Raw genomic sequence first — 20,402 nt, 5'->3', positions numbered from 1 at the left:
CCAGCAAGATCAGCGTGGTTGATTTGCATGCTGCGGAGCTGCGAGCTCAGCACGGGACCAATTTTTGGGGCAAGCACGAAATTCGCGTTGCTCGCTCGGGCGACGGATAGAGCCAAGTTTGGCGGTAGTGGATGCTCAGCGATTTCGACGGCGTTCAGTGTGGCCTCTACGTCCTCAATCACCAAGCGGAGCCTGTAGCTGGGGAGTGGTTTGTTACGGATGGCGCCGATGCGTCTAGCGAACCAACCTTGATCCCGGCATTGGCGGAGAAAGTTTTCGAAGAGAACGTCGGGCTCCATGTTCAATCTTCTAGCCCGTTCAACGCGATTGAACAGCGTATGGCATTGAACGTTTCTTGGAAGCCTCGATTGGCGTTCGAGCGTGCACACCTGGCGACTCACGGTTAGTAGGCCCAAGCCTGACGCTGGGTCCTGCTCTTTGTGGGGCAAATCTTGGACAAATCCTCACAAAATACTGGCGGAGAGTGCCACCAACTCTGCGTACAATTTTGTGTGGGGGTCAGCTGGTGGTCTCCAGTTGCCCGCGAGCAGCCGTACATTATGCGCTGTCGCCGTCGTAGGATGCCCAAAACATGGTAAAAAATCCCCGCATGCGCTCTCTGAGGACCGTAGGTTTCGCGCTGGCCACGCTCGTCATCACGGCGGGACTGGCCGTTCAGCCGGCAGCAGCGGATGACAATGACATCCTCCCGAGCACAGCGCAATCACTGCGTCCGGCACCTGAAGTGGCCACGGATCAGTTCATTGTCGGGCTGCGGGACAACGTCAAAGCAGCCGCAGCTGCGGCTACTGCGGAGCAGGCTGCAGATCGCGCGGGCACCAAGCTCGGAGTGGCTGCCGAAAGCGCGCACCAAAACGCAGCGGGCGGGCAGGTCATCAAACTTGCCAAGGCAATTTCGGGGACAGCTGCTGAGCAATTCCTGAAGACCCTTCGTGCGGATCCCAACGTTGCCTACGCCGAACCTGACGACATCATGCAGGTCGCGGCTGATCCGAACGATGCCTACTTTTCGACGCAGTGGGATCTCTCGGAGGATTTGGCCGGCATTCGGCCTTCCGGGGCGTGGCAATACAACCATGGTGAAGGCGTAGTCGTCGCAGTGGTCGACTCCGGCATCACGAGCCATCCGGATCTCAACGCCAATGTGTTGCCCGGCTACGACATGATGTCCGATGCCGCCGATGCCCGGGACGGGAACGGCAGGGATGCGGACCCTACAGACCCTGGCGACTGGTCTACGGCAAATCAATGCGAAGTGGGCAGCGCGCAGATTAATTCTTCGTGGCACGGAACCCATGTGGCGGGCACGATTGCAGCTATCGGAAACAACACCATCGGTGTAACGGGCGTGGCCCCGAAGGCAAAAATCCTTCCGGTGCGGGCGTTGGGTGCCTGCGGTGGGTATTCATCGGATATTGCAGATGGCATCATTTGGGCGGCAGGCGGCGTTGTTACCGGGGTGCCAATCAATCCCAACCCTGCGCGCGTTATCAACCTCAGCCTTGGCGGCATCAGGCCCTGCTCTGCCACCTACCAAAACGCCATCAATTTCGCGCATAACGCTGGCGCGGCGGTTATTGTTGCTGCTGGAAACTCCAATGTTCAGGCGGCCGATTCCAGCCCTGCAAACTGCCAGAATGTCATCACCGTTGCCGCCAGCGACAGGGCAGGAGCAAAGGCGCCGTACTCCAACTACGGGAGCGTCGTGGATGTGACTGCTCCCGGGGGCAACATGAGTTCCTCGGGGCTGAATGGCATCCTGTCCACGTACAACTCAGGGACAACTACGCAAGGCACGCCGGGCTATGCCTTCATGCAGGGAACCTCCATGGCCGCCCCGCACGTGGCAGGCCTTGCGGCTCTCCTCTACTCGGCAGAGGGCAGTGCGGTCACTCCAGCGCTTTTGGAACAGCAGCTGAAGGACTCGTCCCGACCACTTCCTGCTGGTTGCCCGGCCGGATGCGGGGCCGGTTTGGTTGATGCCACAGCCGCCCTCACAACGTTTGGTGGGCATCTTCCGGTAACGCCCGCGCCAGTCGTATTCACAGACCGGGACGGCACCTCGAACGATACGTACACCATTCCCGCCACGGCCGGCGTTGAATACGTGGTAGGCGGAAAGGTTCTCGCTGCTGGCACCTACGCGGGCAGCGGGGCAGTGACCGTTACCGCCAGGGCTCTTGCAGATTATTCGTTGGTCCCATTATCAGTGGCTGAGTGGAAGTTCACCTTCAAGACGTCCTCTCAGAAAATCACTGATTTCGACGGCGACGGCAAGAGCGATGTCCTTGCCAGGGACAGCGGCGGTGTTTTGTGGCTGTACCCGGGCAACGGTTCCGGTGGCTGGCTTGCCGCCCGCAAGGTTGGTGCGGGCTGGAATGGCATGACGTCCATTGAGTCACCCGGTGACTTCAACGGGGACGGCAAGATGGACGTAATTGCGCGGGATGCGAACGGTGTTTTGTGGCTGTACCCGGGCAATGGTTCCGGTGGTTGGCTTGCTGCCCGTCAGATTGGTTCCGGCTGGAATGGGATGGCCGCGATCGAGGCGCCTGGTGACTTCAATGGGGACGGCAAGGCCGACGTGATCGCCCGGGATGCCAATGGTGTTTTGTGGCTTTATCCGGGCAATGGTTCCGGTGGTTGGCTTGCCGCCCGCCAGATTGGTTCCGGCTGGAATGTCATGACCGCCATTGAGGGCCCTGGTGATTTCAATGGGGACGGCAAAGTTGATGTTCTTGCCCGCAACGGGTCGGGTGTTTTGTGGCTCTACCCCGGTGACGGCTCCGGTGGTTGGCTTGCTGCCCGCCAGGTTGGTTCCGGTTGGAACGTCATGACCGCTATTGAAGGCCCGGGCGATTTCAACGGCGACGGCAAGATTGACGTCGTTGCCCGCGACGGATCCGGTGTTTTGTGGCTGTACCCCGGTGACGGTTCCGGTGGTTGGCTTGCTGCCCGCCAGATTGGTTCCGGCTGGAATGTGATGACAGCAATCGTCTAGTCCAGTCCGAGTTCACCTGCCACCGGGTCATTCCGGCTTCTCCCAGCTGCGCATGGGTAGAATCGAGGCCTGAACATCGCCGGATTGCACTGGATACGGAGAACTCATTGTCAGCTTGGCACGAACTTGGCACGGACAACTACGTCTTGGAAACCGAGGGATCCTTACTCAACACCGGGCTCGTGGTGGGCAGTGAGCTCGCCATGGTCATCGACACCGGATGTGGCCCACGCCAAGGCCGGGAGATCCTCGCTGCTGTCCGCGAAAAGACCCAGCTTCCGCTGGTGGTAGTCAACACCCACGCCCACTACGACCACTTCTTCGGTAACGCTGTTTTTGCCGACGACGGCGTGACAGAGTTCTGGGCGCACGCCAACTGTGCGGCAACCATCGAGAGGGACGCCGACAACCAGCGTCGCTTCGTCGCCACAAACGAACCCGAGATGGCCGCGGGGGAGGGTGACGCCGTCGACATCGTTGTTCCGAACGCGATCGTTGGCGACCAGCCTGTTCTGGTGGACCTTGGCGGAATTACCGCAACACTGTTCTACCTGGGCCGCGCCCACACGGACGGTGACCTCCTGGTGGGGACCAACTCGACACTGTTTGTCGGCGACCTCGTTGAGCAGGGCGCACATCCTTCCTTTGAGGACTCGTATCCCGAGGAATGGGCGGACGTCCTCCGGCACATCTCAGCTTTGCGTCACCGCTACGAATTCCTGGTCCCGGGCCATGGCAAGCCCGCGAGCGACGAATTCGTCAAGACCATGGCCGACACCATGAGCACTGCAGTGCGGCAGGCAACCCAGTCCATCCGCGATATGCCCAACGACGCCACCAAGGCCATCCCGGTGCTCCCTTATGGACCGGAGCAGTCGCGCTGGTTCATCAAGCGGCTCCAAGAGACCAATGCCCAGCACGGAAGGGCTGCTGGCGGATCCCTGGCAACGCCCGACGTTGGCCCCGGGAAGACTGGCTTCTATCCTTCTTCATAAATGAAGGTTCCTTATAAATTTGTCATCTTGATTACCGTCTCCCCATGGACTATTGGGTAAGACCAGTCCTAGGATGAAGTCGACCATCGGTTTGCGGCTACCTGGGGGGTGTCGAGATGAAGGCCATTCGCGCTATTCCGCGCGCTACTCAGATTCTCCGCTCCGTCATGATCGCTGGCGCCGGCACCGCAGTTTGGATGGCATTGTCCGCGACGGCCGCCAACGCCGATTCCGGCATCACCGATAACCATTCGCTGGTAGGCGGAGTGACGTCTTCGGTGTCCTCAACTGTTTCGTCAGCCGACATCGTCAGCAAGCAAACCAACAAGACTCTCGATGCTGCAGCGGGTGCGGTCAAGAAGACGGCCGCGTCCGCTGCTACTTCCGTGGGGCCTAAGCCGTCCGCACCAGCCGTCACCATCCCCGTGCCGAACGTACCCGCGCCGGCCCCCCGCCAAAGCCGTTGTCCCGGCGCACCCGATAACCGTGCACGTTCCTGCTGTAACTCCCGTGGTTAACCGGGTGGGGGACTCCACGGACAAGGTCATCGCCACAGTCCCCGTGGTCAACCGGGTACTACCCAAGGGCGCGGTCGGCAAGGTTGTGGATACGGCAGTCAAACCAGCCACCGGAACCATTGACGACGCCGTCGCGGCCGTTGTTCCGCCGGTAAACAATGTCCTGGAACCAGTTGGTCTGGACCCCGTGACGGACGTGACCAACCCGATTGCAGTCCCCATCGTTTCGGTCGTCGACACGATCCTCCCGGCTGTCGGCAACGTCTTGCCTCCAATTTCCGGACCCGGAAGCCTGCTTCCCCCGCTCTTGGGCGGCGACGGGGCTATGCTCCCCGCGACGCCGGGCGCTGGGGCTGTGCCGCCTCCCGTCGTCGGGACCTCATCAGCGACTCCGTCGGCCGAAGGTTTGGCCACGGAATCCACTGGCCTGCCCCTCGGGACCCCGCCCACGCTCACTGCCGACGTTTCAGTGGCTTTTGTTCTGGCGCGAGGTTTTGCTCCTGCTTCATCCAGTGCCGTAGCCGGCGCCTCTGTCATGGTCGAACCCGAGGCTCCAGCCGAACTGCCTGCAGACCCGGATGTGGCACCCCTTGGTGTGATCGGCGCGGGCTCGGGTACCTCACAAAACGGGCCGCCAAGCCCTGCCGCAGCCTTCCTGCATGGTGCGCTGATCGTTCCTGCAGACACACTTTCTGGTCAAGCAACGGCCAGCAATGAACACCATCCAAAGCCGGTTTCTTTCGATCCCGGCTCATCTCCTGACTAGTTCCCCAACCCAGCCGCGCCTCTACAAGCGGCCGATAGTTAGCAGGACGATCCGTCATCGGACGTCCTTGGGAACACGACCTTCAGGAGAAGATCACAATGAACTCGACAATTCGCAGGTGCCTGATCGGCACATGCTTTGCCGGAGGCTTGATTGCCCTCGGCGGGACCGCGGCCAACGCGGCAGATACGACCAGCGGAAAGGACGGAACCCTTTCCGGTACACAGGTGGTGGCACCGGTGACGGCGCCAGTCAGCACAGGCTCAACGTCATTGGCCCTCGTGGGAGATTCTTCCTCAACCACAAAGGCGCCGGCCACCGCTTCGGCCACAGGGACGGCGCCAGCTGCCAGCACCACCGGTTCCAACGGCGCTGCTTCCGGGACACAAGTAGTCGCGCCTGTAACAGCGCCCATAAACCTGGGCTCGTCTTCAGTGGGTCTGCTGGGGGGCTCCACTGCGACGGGCCCAGCCCAACCTGCCGCGGCAACTGCACCAAGCAGTTCGACGCCGGCGGCTGGCACCAATGGTACTGGCGGCACAGCCTCCGGTACCCAAGTAGTTGCACCGGTGACGGTCCCCGTGACAGTGGGATCGACGTCGACGGGTGTCCTGGGGGACTCATCGGCCACGACAACACCAGCAGCAACAACAGGTTCTGCACCGGCCCAAGCGCCAGCGCAGGCAACAACGTCGGGGGGAGATAGCATCGCATCCGGCGCTCAGGTAGTGGCTCCGATATTGGTCCCTGTTAACATCGGAGCCACTGCCGCGGGTGTGGGTGGAGATTCATCAGCCACGTCCGGCGCACCCTCGAATACAGGCAGCGCACCTGCTGCCGCTACTCCCGCTGCTACGACGAGCGGTTCCGATGGCGTTGCTTCCGGGACCCAGGTGGTTGCTCCGGTTACTGCTCCGGTGACCGTTGGCTCGACCTCGGCCGGTGTGCTGGGTGATTCGTCGGCCACTGGCGCTGGTTCCTCGTCCGGTGCTTCCGGCACGGGTACGACGTCAGGGTCCAGCACGAGCGGTTCCGATGGCGTAGCTTCCGGGACCCAGGTGGTTGCTCCGGTTACCGCTCCGGTAACTGTTGGTTCGACGTCGGTTGGTGTGCTGGGTGATTCTTCGGCCAGCACAGCTGGTACCTCTTCCGGCACTTCCGGCACGGGTATGACGTCAGGGTCCAGCACGAGCGGTTCCGACGGCGTTGCTTCCGGGACCCAGGTGGTTGCTCCGGTTACTGCTCCGGTGACTGTTGGTTCGACGTCGGTTGGTGTGCTGGGTGATTCTTCGGCCAGCACAGCTGGTACCTCCGGTGGGAGTGCTCCTGCGGGAACCGCACCAAGTGGCACCACGACTGGAAGCGACGGGATCCTCTCCGGCACTCAGTTGGTTGCCCCACTCACCGCCCCCGTCACGGTAGGGTCCACATCGCTTGGCATCGGTGGCGCTTCAGTTGGCGCCATCACCCCGCCAGCTGTGAATCCTCCCCTGGTCACGCCTCCGGCTGAGAATCCTCCAGTGGTGAATCCTCCGGTGGTCACCCCACCGGTAGGGAATCCGCCGGTGGTGAACCCTCCAGTGGTCAATCCGCCGGAAGTTAACGAGCCTGCTGGTAGTGGTGGACTTGGGTTGGGCGCTGACGTTGGCACCAACAACCCGGGTACCGAGATCGGGGGCGCCGCGTATGGCGTCGCTGGCATCAACACTTCCGGGATCAACACTGCAGCAACCAGTGGCGCCCAACTGGGTGGCGCCCTGGGTGTGCTGACCGCGGGCGTTGCGACCGGCGTCGGGAGTTCCAACTCCCTGGCCACTACGGGCTTGGACGGCAGCTTCACTCTCTGGGCAGTCGGCCTTCTCCTCACGGGCTTGGCACTCGCGGCAGGTGGGCATCGGAAGGCAGCCGCTAGCCGCAGCTAATCGCCTGGGCTAGGCCTGGTCCCGCGAGCAGTTGTTGCGGTTCCGGATTGCCGGAACTGCGACAACTGCCAGGCGGCTGGGCTGGAGTCCTAGGATGAAAGGGATGACAACCACCCAGGAAGACCAAAACTTCACCCTCCGCAGCATCGCGGTACCGGCCTTCGGGCCTGCGTTGTTGTTCTGTATCGGCGAGGGGGCGGTTCTTCCGGTGATCGCGCTCTCGGCGCGTGATCTTGGAGCATCGGTGGCAGTCTCGGCGTTGATCGTGACGCTGATCGGTTTGGGGTCCTGGCTCTTCAATATCCCGGCATCGCTCATCACCATGAGGTTCGGCGAACGCTGGGCAATTGTTGGGGCAGGTGCTGTAGGCGCCCTCGCCCTCGGGGCGGCAGCGTTCGCTCCACAAATGGAGCACGGGATCTGGTTGCTGGCCGCGGCTATGACGTTGGTGGGTATGTCTGCGAGCGTTTTCAACCTGGCCCGCCAGAAGTACCTCACCGAGGCTGTTCCCGTGATGTTCCGCGCCCGGGCGCTGTCCACCCTCGGCGGCGTCACGAGGATCGGAATCTTCATAGGTCCGTTCATCGGTGCGGGGGTGATGCAGTTCGCCGGAATCAGCGGGGCGTACTGGGTTGGCTTTGTGGGGATGATGGCAGCCGCTGCTTTGTCGCTCACCATTCCGGACTTGGTGGCTCCCGCTACGTCCGACGGCGGTCCAATTCCTCGCGCCTCCACCCTCCGAAACGTAGCGACCTCGCATGCCGGTGTGTTCCTGTCCGTGGGCTTCGGAATTCTTCTCCTCAGCGCGCTGCGTGCTTCGCGCCAGGTTGTCATCCCGCTGTGGGCCGACCACTTGGGCATGGATGCCACGCAAGCATCGCTGATCTACGGCCTCTCCGGCGCGATCGACATGTTGGTGTTCTATCCGGCCGGGAAGCTGATGGATCGCAAGGGACGGCAATGGGTGGCGGTTCCTTCCACGCTCATCATGGGTGTGGCCTTGATCCTCATTCCGTTTACTGGCGGGTTCGTTCCACTGTTGCTGGTTGCCCTGCTGATTGGCTTTGGCAACGGCATCAGTTCCGGGCTCATCATGACACTGGGTGCCGACTTCTCGCCCGACAGCGGAAGGAGCCACTTCCTTGGCATCTGGCGGTTCATTGCCGATTCGGGTGCAACGGGTGGGCCGGTGCTCTTGTCTGCCCTGACGGCCGCCATTTCCCTCGCCGCTGGCGTCTGGGCCACGGGAGTCCTGGGCTTCGCAGCGGCAGCCGTGTTCGCCGTCGCAATCCCCAGGCTGAAGCATCGGCGGAACTACTAGGCTCCAATTCCTGGCTGGCCGGCGGAAGGCGAACGTAGGTCAGGAAGCCGCGCGTTCGTGAGCCGCGCGCTCAAGGGCAACTGGGGTCTTCCACTTCCTGTCCGGGCGACGTCCCGTCACGAGTGCCACTGCAACCACCAGCAGCACCAATCCCCATGTTGCGTTGGCGGTATCCAACGCTGTCCGCATCACGACGAACGGCGGAACGATTGCCAGCGCCGTGGCAACTGCGATGTGCCACATTGCCGGCCTCGCAGCACCGGGCGCCAGCGCAGTGCTCGCGAGTTCCAAGCGGACCAAGGGCGTGGACACCAGCAGAACGAGCACCCAGGCTGCCGCGTAAAACAGTGGCCGGCTCAGCCACCACTCCGTACTGGCAGGCTCGGGGAAGGGAAGCCGAAGCACCAAGGCGACCCCGAACATGGCGATGATCAGCGGCAGGTGCCAAAGGTAGATGGTCATCGCCCGGCTACCCACCACGAACATCACTTTCTGAACCCACGTCAACTGAACGGCCCGCTGCAGCAAGGGATAGGCAGCCTTGACGAGCAGGGTGTGCGCCAGACCTACAAGGATCAGCGGGAACATCGGCGGGTTCTGGCTGGTCAGCATGTCAACGGGGTAGGGCCCACCATGGGTGAGCGGCACCAGGGCGAGATAGCAGCCGATTGCTCCCGCGACGAGCTTCCAGCGGGCAAACCGATCAAAGAAGCCGTCCGCGTAGAAAAACCCGAGCTGCTGCAACAAGCCCCAGACGAACACCATGTTCAGGAGGCCAACGGGATTCGAATCGAAACCCCACGGGTTGCGTTCCAGGCCGAGTCGCACAACATCAACGACGACGGCGCCCGCAGCCAGTGCTGCGACGGTCTTGTAAGGAGCTGCTTCATGAAATTTCGCCATCGTGGGCACCATTGCCTGACAAATCAGGTAAGCGGCAAGGAACCACAACTGCACTCCCGCACCCGCAGCGATAACTGTCAGCAGGCCGCTGGGGACACCTGCCGCCGTCGCGGTCCACAAAGCGATAGTGAGGAACGCATACAACGCAACTGTGGGGCGGACCAGCCGCAGGACGCGGTTGCGCAGGTAGTCGCCCGCATCCCCGCCCTTACGCCGGAGGCTGCGCCACGAGGTCAGCGAAGCGAATCCACCCACGATGAAAAACAGTGGCATGACCTGGCCGAACCACGTGCCTTGGGCGAACCAGCCCAGTGATGTCAGGGGATTGCCGACGCCGATGCCGGAGCCATCAACGCTGATGCCCATCATGAGCAAATGGACGGCCACCACAGCAAACATGCAGGACACCCGGATCAGATCGACCACGAGGTCGCGGGAAGCCGGAACCCCAGCGAGGGAAGGGGGAGTGTCGCGGCGCTGGCCGGACCTGAAGGTGGAAGACATGGGGCTCCTGGGAAGCTTGGGCTTTATTCCATCGATTAGATTAATCGTAGATCAAGCGTCCCGTGAAGGCCATGGGTACTTCTAGCGCATGGCTGTCGATGGTCCGGGGTCCACCCGGACTACACCGGACAGGTCACAAATTTTCCGTTGCCGGAGAGCTTCAAACGACGCAGCTCGCCCGTGGCCGTGATCCCGGTGTTTTGCCAAGCCGTCACTTGAACGTCAACTTCAGGGTTGCGGCCATCGAGGACGCCGGTGAGGAAGATGGGACTGCTGGGCGTCAAATCCAAAGTTGCTGACGGAGGCAGCACCGGGATGGAAACGTAGGCGCTGCTGGTGCTCATCTTGCCGCCGACCGTCATCGCCGTGGGAGAGCTCAAACCTGCGACGCTTATCCGGACAGTGCTCGTGGAGATCTGCGTGCACGTCAACGTCAATCCGACAGGCGTGGTGGGCGTTGGCGTGGGAGTAGGCGTGGGGGTTGGCGTTGGGGTTGGCGTTGAAACTGCAGCACGAACAGTCATGGTTGCGGTGGAGCTCTGCTCCCACAACCCGAATGCGGACGTTCCGCCGATGCCCACCAATACAGTCAGGCAGAAAAGGCCAACGGCCCAGGCTTTGGCCGAGGGGCCAGTTCCCTGCTTCACGCAGACTGCCTTTCCTTTCGCGCGCTCCGTACTTCCCGGAACATGGTGAACCCACCGTAGCCGATCAAACCCACGGCACCCACGGCCAGCCACAGTGAGCGGTCGCTGTTGCCCAACGCGTTCGCGACGAATCCCACGAACGGCACGGCGTACAGCAACTTACCGCGCACCTGGATCTCGCGCACGGGCTGGGGATCCGCGACGTCGTTGTTGTCGCCCTTGGTGGTGAGCGTCTTCTCGCCTGTTTGGAGGAACCCGAAACCAACGATCCTGTGCGTAATCACACCCGGCTTGCCGGATTCGATCTGGTACGTAATCACGTCGCCAAGCTTCAGTTCGTCAAAGTCCGCTGCCTGCGAAACCATGAACGTTCCCGGTGCGTACTTCGGCGCCATGGAGTTGGTCAGCACCGAATACGTTTGCGAGCCTGTCACCTTGGGCAGCATGACGAGCACCCCGACCGCGAGGAGTGCAAGCGAAAGAAGCACGACGCCGAGTCCCCGGCCAATGCGGGCAAGTAGCCGGGCGCCGGAAGAACTTTCCGAGGGATGCTGCCCGGCTTCCTGCAGTTCCCCATGGGTTTCGACGGCGATGGACGCGTCGGCGCCAGCTTCATCAAATGCGGCGTCAATCGTTCTTTCCAGCACTAGCTCATCAAGGCTATTGCGATCTTTCAGGCTACTGGGCGCAACCATTGGGAACCCCACATTTCTGACGAGCGTGCAGCGGAAGAGTGATTGAGACGGAGTTCCCGTCAACGCTGGAAGGTGCGGCAGCGTCCAGGGTTACCTTGAAGCAGAGTGTGGCGGTGGCACCTTTGGCGATTGCCGGCGTCGTAAATCCTGCCCCGGTCAAAGGCTGATAGCCGCTGGCCGATGAGCACGCGGTGCTCGACGCCGCACTGGTGGCACTCACACTGAGATATCCGGCCAAGGTGCCGCCGGATACGTTGCTGACTGTAGGTGCGGTTGCCGTGACGGTAATGTCAAAGACCCCTCCGGCGTCGCTGGCATTTCCGATTCCTATGGATGAATAGACGGAGCTGCCGCGGGCCAGGTCCCCAAGAGGCGCTTGTGCCGTGGTCAGTGCCAAGGTGGTCGCTTGGTCATTGACGGTCATGGGCATCGAGGAACCGGAAGGGGTTCCTGTCAGGTTGACCGTAAAACTGGATGCTTTGATCGTGCCCGGCTGGGCGATGGCAGTAGCAGACCAGAGTGCGTACGTACCCTGAACGGCCATGAGCCCCAGGAGCACGGCAGCGACCATAAGGCCAGCCGTCTTGATGCTCCTGGGGATTCCCATTGACACTCCTGTTGAATTGTTGCGGGGTAAGGACTACTGCAGGCCGGACTGCTGGACCTGTGTCAGGGTGAACGATACGTTGCCCAGGTTCCTGCTGGCGTTGACGTCCGTGCGGGTTGAGGTGCTGGACTTGAACTCGAAGGTGATGCTGGCAGTGACGTGCTGCGAGGTGGTGAGCGGGTTGGCGATGACGTCCCCATCAGCATCGGTCAGCTTGGGCGAGGTGACCGTGACGTTGGCGGGATCGAACCCTGCGCCCGCACCGGTGTTCGTGGCGACGAGGTTGGCTGCCATCTTGTCGCCGGTGAGGGTGACGTCCAGATCCTGCGTGTAGGTCAGGAGATCGCCGGGGACCACCAGGTATGTGGCGAGGTTGACAGGGTTGCCTGCGCGGTCGGTCCAAACGCCCGTTGCCGCCTGGACATTCAAGTCGCCGGCCACAATGGTGCCTGCTGCTGCGGAATCCGAAGCATTCCACCAAGCCAGTGTTCCTCCGCCACCCAGGAGCAGTGTTCCACCAAGTGCAAGTGCCGCCGCGCCTTTAAGCATTGTTATGTTTTTCACCGTGAGACCCTCTTTCGCGTTGTTATGGCTTGTGCCTAGCGATTACTTTCGCGGTCCCAGATCAAGGCTCCATACGGCGGTGGCTCAAGGTTGGATCAAGTTTTTCCGGGTTTGAAACCGGAGATGTTGCAGCACGGAAATATTCCGTAAAGGTGTTTGTAATCTCGTAAAAATATGCTTGACGCAGTGAGGGAATCTGCCAGTGTGGGAATGTAGTCGAACATCGAAGGGGCGGCGCTGATTACTATGCACATCAAAGAGTTCTGGGATCAACTTTCACCGGAAACGCAGCAATGGCTTATCGATAATCCGGGAAGCATCATCATCCCGCGCACCCAAACGGCCATCCTCAACAATGAGACGGGTGAGGATAGCCCTGTCGACGGGCATGGGGGCACCCTGCTGACGGAAGAGGACCGGGACTTCATCCGCGCCCAGGCCCCGGCGCATCGAGCCAAAGTAAGCTGCCGCCGTCGAGCCTTTGTTACTGGCGCCTTAGCGCTTCCTGGCGGCCAGGCCGAACAGCCACGTCCCGCCCAGGGCGGAAAGGTATCCAGCGACCACAATGAATGCAGTCCCGGCCCAGAAGTAGTCCACAGTGCTGTCGGCGCTGAGTCCCGGCATGACTTGGAGCAGCGAGTAGCCGGCCACGATAGCTGCCAGAAGCAAGGCAACGGTGGTCAACCATACCCATAGCCGCGATGCAGCCCAGTGCTCGCCGTACCCCTTCCAAACATTCCAGTCACTACCACCGCGGAGGATCAGCCAGCCAGCGGGCAGCATGACCGCGCCCACTACAAGGAAGGCGGCCACGACGTCGGAGGGCCGATGCCATTGGTTGATGAGGGTCGAAACCCCGGTGGCCACGGCGAAGGTGCTGCCGAGGAATCCTGCGAGGGGCCGCCAGCGGGGCGAGACCATAAGGAAAACCGCCGCAGCAGCAGAGGCTGCCAATGTTGTGTGGCCGGAGGGGAGTGAGTTCAGTTCAAGTGTTTGGACGCCGCGGTCGGGCCTATCCGGAATGAAGAGCTTCAATACTTGGGTCGCCAGGTTGGCGGCAATGCAGGCTGCGACGGCAATTCCAGCCGCAGTCCAACGGCGACGCGCAACCGTCACAAAGAGCACCACGATAATAGCGATCGCCAGTGACAGGATGGGCAGCATATCCAGGAATTTCGTGGACGCCCTGCCTGCGGATCCGCTCAGTTCTGTGGCTTCAACCAAAGCAGACTCGTCGATGAATTGACCCATGGTGGTCCGTACGAAGAAGTAGTACGTCACCACCAGCCCCAGGATGCTGGCGAGGGTACCCAGGCCGAAAAGCAGCCTTGTAGCGAGGCCGGGCTTGCGAGCTTGTGCTGACCGGTCAGGGGACATCGCTATGGGGCGGGACTGCTGGGAACTCATTGAATCAAGACTGCCACAGTTCGCTGGAAGGCTCATGTGAGGATGCCTCTGGCGTGGCGCACATATCAATAAGGCGCCTTATGGTCAAGGGCGAATCGGCCTATTCTTAATCTATGGAACCTACTACAGGCTTGATGCTGGCGTTGCTGGCTGTGATTGTCTGGCTGGGGATAACCATTGTGCCGCTGGTGCTGCTGGCTCCGTCGCATTCCCGCGAGGAAGATGGCGCCTCCACAAACCGGAAGGGGCGCCGTGAGGGCCGTAGGAGGGTCTTCTCGGGTGCACGACCCGTCTTCTCACACTCGTCCGCGAGTACCCGATCTCTGCGGCATCCTCGCATCCAGCACTGAAACGTCGTCTGGCACTGAAACGTCGCCCGGCAGCAGGCCGGGCCGTGAAACGTCGTCCGGCCGCAGGTCGGAGGAAATTAAGTGGCGCCGCTTTTGCCGGTTGCGAAGCCACCGCTCAACGCTGCCCATGGCGCGCGTCGCCACAGCCCAGTAGGCCACGCCCGCCAGCAATGATGCCGCGAGGGCCAGCCCTTGGTGAGTCCCTTCAAAGAGCGGATACACCAGCCAATGCGTGACATAGATGTACAGCGATGAGCTGGCCAGTAGAGCCGTGATGCGGTGAAGGCCGCGCGGCACGGGCAGGGTCGGAATCCAGAGGAGGATGAGGAAACCTACCAGGATGGTGGCGCTGCGGTATTCGTTGCTGAAGGACCCTGGAATCGTCAGAAGGGCGAAGGCGGTCATGGCGGCGCGTTGCCACCACTCCCGCGATACAGCAGCAGCCCATCCGAAGGCGAACAGCCACAGGACAGGCCCTTGGCCAGGGTAGGGCAGCTCGATGATGTCGAAGCGCTGCAGGAGGTCGATGCCGGCCAAGGCGAGTGGAAATGCCCATGGCCATCTGCGTGCCGCGCGGTCCACCGCGGGTATGGCCAGCAGGAGAGCCAACCCGATCAGGATGTGAACCAGCACTTCAACGAACCAGAAGCGGGACATGTCCGTCCACCCTTGGGGGCCAACGATTGAGTTCAACAAGAACACGTTGTGCCAGCCGTAGTCGTCAGTGACGGCGAACGCGACGCCGATAACCAGGACGCTGGGGACGACGATCCGCGTGACGGCACGCAATTGCCTCCGGAGCCGTTCGCGCCGGGATCCCGTCAGCTGGAAGCGGGCAAAGTTGTAGCCGGCAACCGCCATCAGCACATGGGCCGTGCCTTCCCAGGAGAAGAACTTGATGTGCGTTGCCACGATGAAAATGATGGCCACCGCGCGCAGCACGATCCCCGTTTCCATGCGTGCTGACAGCTTCCCCCGCCAGTTGTGGAGAAATTTCCTGCCAGTGGTACGCGCATCTTCATGGGCTGGGCGGACTGGATGGCCTGGGGCTTCGGGGGCCGGGACAAGCTCGCATATGGGCATTAGGTGCCACCCCTGCGGGATGCGGCCAAGTGCACGCTCAAGCCGTACCGAGGCTGCCACGTAGGAAAGTGAATCTCCGCCAAGGGAAACGAAGCTGTCGTTCTCGGTGATGTCTGGCTGTTCCAGGACCTCTGCGAAAATCTTGAGCACAGTCTCTGTCCCCGGGGTGGATTCCGTTCCGGGGTGGCGCTCCGTCTCTGCGGACGACGGTTCCGGTTGTCCGGGCGCGGGCTCCGGTTGCACAGACACGGGTTCCGGTTGCGCAGACAGCGCAAGGATGGCCGGATAGTCAGGCTTCCCGTTGCCGAGCCGTGGAATGTCGGGCACCGGGTGCAGTTGGACGGCAGCGCGGGGGACACCCAGATCCTGCGCAAGGCTCTTGGCGACCAAGGCCAGATCATGGTGTCCCTCCACGGCTACAACCACGACGTCGTCCGAACCAGCGGCAGCGGCGGTCAGGCCAAGATCTGCGAGGAGTCGCTCAACACGTCCCAGGTCCACGCGGAGCCCAACGATTTTCACGAAGCGGCTGCGCCTGCCGACGATCTCATAGAGTTCATCAGGGCCGAGCCGGGCGAGGTCGCCGGTGTGGAGCTCGGTAATTTCCCGGCCGAGGGCAAGGTCTTCGGGTTTCTCGGCGTATCCCAGCATGACGTTTGGTCCGGTGTAGACGAGTTCCCAGTCATCCAGCCCCGGCACTGGTTCGAGCCGGAATTCTCCTCCGGGAATCGCGACGCCGATGGCATGCGGATGCTCCGCTGCCAGGTCCGGTGGCAAGTAAGCCATGCGTGCGGTGGCTTCCGTCTGCCCGTACATGACGAAAAGGTCCCAACCGCGCTCCCGGCCCAACTCCGCATAGGATCGGACGCGCTCTGGAGCGAGGCGACCTCCGGCTTGCGTGATGTAGCGCAGGCTCGGAAGGTCCATGTGCTCGAATCCAACACGGTCCAGCAGCTCGAAAGTGTAGGGGACGGCAGCGAACGAAGTGACGCCCTCAGAACGGACCAAGTCCCAAAAACATGGGTCCACAACGGAGAGGTCCGTCAACGCCAGGGATGCACCCACCAGCAGATGGCTGTTCACCACGCTCATCCCATAGCAGTAGGAAAGGGGGAGAGTTGTGGCGGCAGTATCGCTGGGGCGAAGGTGCAGGTACTGCGCGATGGCTGCCGCGTTCGCCTGGATGGAAGCCCCGGAAAGGCGAACGAGCTTCGGTGATCCTGTGGAGCCTGAAGTGCTCACCAAAAGTGCCAGATCCGGGTGCAATTGGTGTGCTGTCTCATGGCGGCGCACGTCCAGGACAGGCTCCCCGTTGGAGGACCGCGCAATGACGTCCGGATCGTAGGCCGCAATGAGTGTGTCGGCTGCTTTTCCACCGCCGGCGGGCAGGATCAGCAGCGGATGGCCCGATGCCAGGGCTGCGAGATACACAGTCAGGGACGGCAGGGTGTTGTCGGCTTCAAGGGCGATCAGGCGCCGGGCAGGGCCGAGCTGGCGTGCCATGTCCTCTACGCGCGCGGCAAGGTCGCGGTAGCTGAGGGTGCTGTCGCCCGTGATGATGGCGGTGCGCTCGCCGAAAGACGCGAGGTTGGTGGCGAACGAGATTCGAGCCACGTCCGGTTGGGTAGTCACGGGCCAATGTAACAAGGTAAACCTAACCTAACTCAACTGGATTATGCGTTGGCGAAGAATCATGACGCGATTGGCGACTCCCTGGGCACACTGCCGCCGTGAGATTGCCGCAACATTGCTGTGACGCTTGACACGTGTTAGGTGGCGGGTTTAGGCTTCCTAACACGTGTTAGGGAAGGAAATCTACATGCCGGGAACCAATGGGGCTTTGCGACAATTCACACGCAGAACCGCCCTCACAGCCCTCGGTGCTGGGATAGTCGGAGCAACAGCGGCGTCGTGGCCGCGACTGACAGGAACGGACATTCCAGGCCGGGGAGACAATAGCCTCAGCATCGCCATCATGGGCACCGCCGCAGACGCCGCAGCCCGCCAGAAGGTCATCGACGCTTTCGCCAAGGTCCACCCCGAGATCAAGGTCAAGGTCCAAGCCATCCAGGCCGTGGACTGGAAGGACTTCTTCACCAAGATCCTCACCATGGTGGCAGCAGGCACGCCACCGGACGTCGTGTACGTGGCAACGGAAGGCGCCCAGCTCTTTGCCGAGAAGCTCGCCCATCCGCTGGATGAGTACCTGCGCCGCGACGCCGAGCACATGAAGGAGTACTTCGAGGACGTCCACCCCAGCCTGGTGGAAGCCTTCATGTACAAAGGCAGCCTGTTCCAGCTCCCCATCGACTGGAACGCCGCCAACATGTACTACAACACCGCGTCACTCCGCCAAGCCGGTTTGGATCGCCCCGCCGACGACTGGACGCACATGGACTTCCGCAGCACCCTCGCTGCGATGAAGAAGGCCAAGCCCCAGGACTTCACGCCGTACTACTGGACCAACCGTCTCTTCGGTGGAGTGGTGCCATGGCTCTACGCAAATGACACCAGCTTCCTCAAGGAAACCAAATCCACCGGCGGCGAATGGCTCTGGGATGGTTTCTACGCCAAAGACCCCTCGCGCAGCCTCCGCTCCGGCGGTTACCAGTGGCTCGAACCCAACGCGGACGACCCCCGCGTCTTTGAATCCTTCGATTACCTCCGCGGCCTGGTCAAGGACGGACTGGGTGTGCGGCCCGAGGAAGGCGGCGGCAGCGCACTGATCGGTCTCTTCGCCTCCAACAGGATAGGTACGACGCCGGCGGGCGGCTATTGGGTACAAGGGCTCCACGAAGCGGGTATGACAGAGGATGGATTCGACGTCCAGTTCTTCCCGAAATGGCGGACCCAGCGGCACCAGTTCGGCACAGCCGGCTACGCGATCATGAAGACCGCCAAGGACAAGGACGCCGCCTGGGAATGGGTGAAGTTCAGCTCCAGCCTTGAGGCCATGAGGATCGTGTTCCCCACACCGAACACCACTCCCGCCCGCCGATCCATGGTCAACGAACAGCTCTATGCCGGCACCGGCCCGCGGAACTGGAAGGTCTTCTACGAGACCCTGGACAAGTTCCCCACCACAGGTCCCATTCCGGCACCACCCCAGCAGGCCGCCGTCGAAACGGCCCTCATGAAAAACGTATCCCTGGCTGTCAGCGGGGACGAGCGCCAACTCAAGCAGGCCCTCGAATCAATGCAGCGCGATCTTGAACTGGCCCTGAGGAGGCAGCCATGAGCACCGCCACCAGCACTCCCACCGGGACCGGTAAGCAGCCGGGCGGACGTCAGGCCTCCCACAAACACGGCCAGCCCTCCAAGCGTGGCCGCGTCCAACAACGCTGGCTGCCATGGGCCTTCCTTGCCCCGACGATCGTGGGCATGGGCATCTTCACCCTCCTGCCGATCGTCGCTTCAGTTGCGCTCGCCTTCTTCCGCTGGGACATCATCTCCGCGCCGACGTTCGTGGGCTTCGATAACTTCGCCGAGGTAGTCCAGGACCCGACCGTCCGCGTCTCGTTCCTGAATACCATCGTGTTCGTCATCGTGGCCGTGGCCCTCCAGCTGGGACTCGCCCTGGGCCTGGCGATCATGGTGCAGGAGAAACTCCCCGCCTGGCTGAGGGTGTTCTTCCGCTCCGCCTTCTTCTTCCCACTGATCCTGTCCGCAGCTTCGGTGTCCATCTTCATGCGCTACCTCTTCAACGAACAATTTGGCGTCGTGAACTGGCTGCTCTCGCTCGTAGGCGTCCCAGCGGTACCGTGGCTGACGACGCCAGGTGGTTCAGCCGCCGTCGTAATTCTTGTGTACGTGTGGCAGAACTTTGGCTTCTCGTTCCTGCTGTTTGTTGGCGGGCTGGCTTCGATTCCGGTGGAGACGTACGAGGCCGCCTCGATCGACGGCGCCACCGGCTGGCGCAAGCACTTCTACGTGACGCTGCCCCTGCTGAGCCCCACAACCTTGGTTGCCTCGGTGATGGCCATCATCAACGCGCTGCAAGTATTCGATCAGCCTTACGTGCTCACACGCGGCGGGCCCGGCGACTCAACGCGCACCGCCGTCATGGTGATCTTCGAGTCCGCGTTCCAACGCCTCGAATTCGGCCAGGCCTCGGCGATTGGCGTGATCCTGACGCTCATCATCATGGCCATCACAGCCGCACAGTTCCGGCTCAGCAAACGATTCGTCTTCTACCAGTAAGGCCCGCCATGACCCTCATTTCAGAACGTGTTGAAACCACGGCGCCTGTGGTTACGCGCAAGAAGCGCGACTGGTCAGTCGTGGGGCGCGTCGCCGCCTTGCTGATCGCGGCCGTCTTTGTCCTGGGCCCCGTCCTCTGGACGCTATCCACCTCGCTGCGGCCGCCGTCGGAATCCTTCAAATTGCCGCCGGCATTCCTGCCCCTGAACCCGGATCCCGCGTCCTACCAGCAGGTGTTCAAGCAGCTCAATATTGTGCAACTGGTCCTGAACAGTGCACTGGTGACCGGACTGATCGCCGTCGGGCAGATGGTCACCGCAGCCCTTGCTGGATACGCCTTCGCACACCTTCGTTTTAGGGGACGGGGCGCGTTGTTCTCGATAGTGCTGGCCACCATGATGGTGCCCGCGCAGGTGACGATCGTGCCCGTGTTCATGCTGATCCGCGGCGTCGGGCTCTCGGATACGCTGCTCGCCTTGATCATTCCGGCCATCCCGACGGCGTTCGGCACCTTCCTCATGCGCCAGTACTTCCTGGGATTGCCGGGTGAGCTCGCTGAGGCCGCCGCTATTGATGGCGCCTCACCATGGCGGACCTTCCGCTCCGTGTATGCGCCACTGGCAATGCCTGGCCTGGCGATCGTGGGCATCCTGGCGTTCAACTTCCACTGGAACGAATTCTTCAGGCCACTCATCATGACCATCTCCGAGCAGAACTTCACGCTGCCCCTGGGCCTGGTCTCACTCCAAGGCAACCTCGGCACCGGAAGCATCTCCGTAGTGTTGGCGGGCGTTGTCCTCTCCATGATTCCCGCGCTGGTGGTGTTCATGTTCGGCCAGCGCGCACTGCAGGACGGACTCACCGCTGGAACGGGCAAGTAACCTCTCTGATTGAAAGG

At 61.9% G+C, this 20,402-nt stretch carries 19 protein-coding genes; 9 read left to right on the top strand and 10 right to left on the bottom strand.

From position 1 onward, the window contains the following. Positions 1 to 610 precede the first annotated feature (610 nt). From LDP01_RS08790 to LDP01_RS08775, 4 genes are all read left to right on the top strand, one after another. Positions 611 to 3,022 carry a S8 family serine peptidase gene (locus LDP01_RS08790; RefSeq protein ID WP_224088525.1) on the top strand — a complete coding sequence of 804 codons (2,412 nt, stop codon included), beginning with the start codon at positions 611 to 613 and terminating at the stop codon, positions 3,020 to 3,022. A 107-nt stretch (positions 3,023 to 3,129) separates the two neighbouring features. Then, on the top strand, positions 3,130 to 4,017 hold the full coding sequence (locus LDP01_RS08785) for an MBL fold metallo-hydrolase (protein ID WP_223946688.1): 888 nt from the start codon (positions 3,130 to 3,132) through the stop codon (positions 4,015 to 4,017). A 116-nt stretch (positions 4,018 to 4,133) separates the two neighbouring features. Then, the gene (locus LDP01_RS08780) at positions 4,134 to 4,535 is read left to right on the top strand and encodes a hypothetical protein (protein WP_224088523.1); all 402 of its coding nucleotides are present in this window, start codon (positions 4,134 to 4,136) and stop codon (positions 4,533 to 4,535) included. Beyond that, a complete protein-coding gene (locus tag LDP01_RS08775; protein ID WP_224088521.1) occupies positions 4,504 to 5,301 on the top strand; it encodes a hypothetical protein in 798 nt (265 codons plus the stop codon). The genes LDP01_RS08780 and LDP01_RS08775 overlap by 32 nt, the downstream gene beginning before the upstream one ends. Before the next feature lie 82 nt (positions 5,302 to 5,383). Here the strand turns inward: LDP01_RS08775 and LDP01_RS08770 are convergent, their stop codons facing one another. Continuing rightward, positions 5,384 to 6,010 (bottom strand): hypothetical protein, encoded by a 627-nt coding sequence (locus LDP01_RS08770; protein WP_224088520.1) that lies wholly within the window; start codon positions 6,008 to 6,010, stop codon positions 5,384 to 5,386. A 12-nt stretch (positions 6,011 to 6,022) separates the two neighbouring features. After that, a complete protein-coding gene (locus tag LDP01_RS08765) occupies positions 6,023 to 6,601 on the bottom strand; it encodes a hypothetical protein (RefSeq protein ID WP_224088519.1) in 579 nt (192 codons plus the stop codon). Positions 6,602 to 6,821: 220 nt separating this feature from the next. Between LDP01_RS08765 and LDP01_RS08760 the strand changes: the two genes are divergently transcribed. Together LDP01_RS08760 and LDP01_RS08755 are read left to right on the top strand one after the other, a co-directional pair. Next, a complete protein-coding gene (locus LDP01_RS08760; protein ID WP_224088518.1) occupies positions 6,822 to 7,223 on the top strand; it encodes a hypothetical protein in 402 nt (133 codons plus the stop codon). Positions 7,224 to 7,326: 103 nt separating this feature from the next. Continuing rightward, on the top strand, positions 7,327 to 8,544 hold the full coding sequence (locus tag LDP01_RS08755) for an MFS transporter (RefSeq protein WP_224088517.1): 1,218 nt from the start codon (positions 7,327 to 7,329) through the stop codon (positions 8,542 to 8,544). A 39-nt stretch (positions 8,545 to 8,583) separates the two neighbouring features. On the opposite strand, the gene LDP01_RS08750 is transcribed toward LDP01_RS08755, so the two are convergent. From LDP01_RS08750 to LDP01_RS08715, 8 genes are all read right to left on the bottom strand, one after another. Then, positions 8,584 to 9,951: an acyltransferase family protein gene (locus LDP01_RS08750; RefSeq protein WP_224088516.1), complete on the bottom strand. Its 1,368-nt coding sequence runs from the start codon at positions 9,949 to 9,951 to the stop codon at positions 8,584 to 8,586. Between the two features lie 119 nt (positions 9,952 to 10,070). Continuing rightward, positions 10,071 to 10,598: a hypothetical protein gene (locus LDP01_RS08745; RefSeq protein ID WP_224088515.1), complete on the bottom strand. Its 528-nt coding sequence runs from the start codon at positions 10,596 to 10,598 to the stop codon at positions 10,071 to 10,073. Continuing rightward, complete coding sequence (locus tag LDP01_RS08740) at positions 10,595 to 11,245, bottom strand: signal peptidase I (RefSeq protein ID WP_346658874.1); 651 nt, start codon at positions 11,243 to 11,245, stop codon at positions 10,595 to 10,597. The genes LDP01_RS08745 and LDP01_RS08740 overlap by 4 nt, the downstream gene beginning before the upstream one ends. A gap of 31 nt (positions 11,246 to 11,276) precedes the next feature. Beyond that, a complete protein-coding gene (locus LDP01_RS08735) occupies positions 11,277 to 11,900 on the bottom strand; it encodes a hypothetical protein (protein ID WP_224088514.1) in 624 nt (207 codons plus the stop codon). Between the two features lie 33 nt (positions 11,901 to 11,933). Next, positions 11,934 to 12,464: an alternate-type signal peptide domain-containing protein gene (locus LDP01_RS08730; RefSeq protein WP_224088513.1), complete on the bottom strand. Its 531-nt coding sequence runs from the start codon at positions 12,462 to 12,464 to the stop codon at positions 11,934 to 11,936. A 276-nt stretch (positions 12,465 to 12,740) separates the two neighbouring features. After that, the gene (locus LDP01_RS23690; protein WP_346658873.1) at positions 12,741 to 12,914 is read right to left on the bottom strand and encodes a hypothetical protein; all 174 of its coding nucleotides are present in this window, start codon (positions 12,912 to 12,914) and stop codon (positions 12,741 to 12,743) included. A 45-nt stretch (positions 12,915 to 12,959) separates the two neighbouring features. After that, positions 12,960 to 13,871: a phosphatase PAP2 family protein gene (locus LDP01_RS08720; RefSeq protein ID WP_224088512.1), complete on the bottom strand. Its 912-nt coding sequence runs from the start codon at positions 13,869 to 13,871 to the stop codon at positions 12,960 to 12,962. A gap of 296 nt (positions 13,872 to 14,167) precedes the next feature. Further along, positions 14,168 to 16,936 carry an AMP-binding protein gene (locus LDP01_RS08715; protein ID WP_224088511.1) on the bottom strand — a complete coding sequence of 923 codons (2,769 nt, stop codon included), beginning with the start codon at positions 16,934 to 16,936 and terminating at the stop codon, positions 14,168 to 14,170. Between the two features lie 187 nt (positions 16,937 to 17,123). Here LDP01_RS08715 and LDP01_RS08710 point away from each other — a divergent pair, with 187 nt between their 5' ends. From LDP01_RS08710 to LDP01_RS08700, 3 genes are read left to right on the top strand one after another with little or no spacing between them, the layout of a single operon-like run. Then, a complete protein-coding gene (locus tag LDP01_RS08710) occupies positions 17,124 to 18,542 on the top strand; it encodes an extracellular solute-binding protein (protein ID WP_224088509.1) in 1,419 nt (472 codons plus the stop codon). After that, on the top strand, positions 18,539 to 19,504 hold the full coding sequence (locus tag LDP01_RS08705; protein ID WP_224088507.1) for a carbohydrate ABC transporter permease: 966 nt from the start codon (positions 18,539 to 18,541) through the stop codon (positions 19,502 to 19,504). Before LDP01_RS08710 ends, LDP01_RS08705 begins: the two co-directional genes overlap by 4 nt. 8 nt (positions 19,505 to 19,512) lie before the next feature. Further along, on the top strand, positions 19,513 to 20,385 hold the full coding sequence (locus LDP01_RS08700; RefSeq protein WP_224088505.1) for a carbohydrate ABC transporter permease: 873 nt from the start codon (positions 19,513 to 19,515) through the stop codon (positions 20,383 to 20,385). The last annotated feature ends 17 nt before the right edge of the window (positions 20,386 to 20,402 follow it).

Source organism: Arthrobacter sp. StoSoilB13 (genome assembly GCF_019977255.1).
In the GTDB taxonomy this organism is placed as follows: Bacteria; Actinomycetota; Actinomycetes; order Actinomycetales; family Micrococcaceae; genus Arthrobacter.
This window is presented reverse-complemented; position numbering and strand designations above follow the sequence as displayed.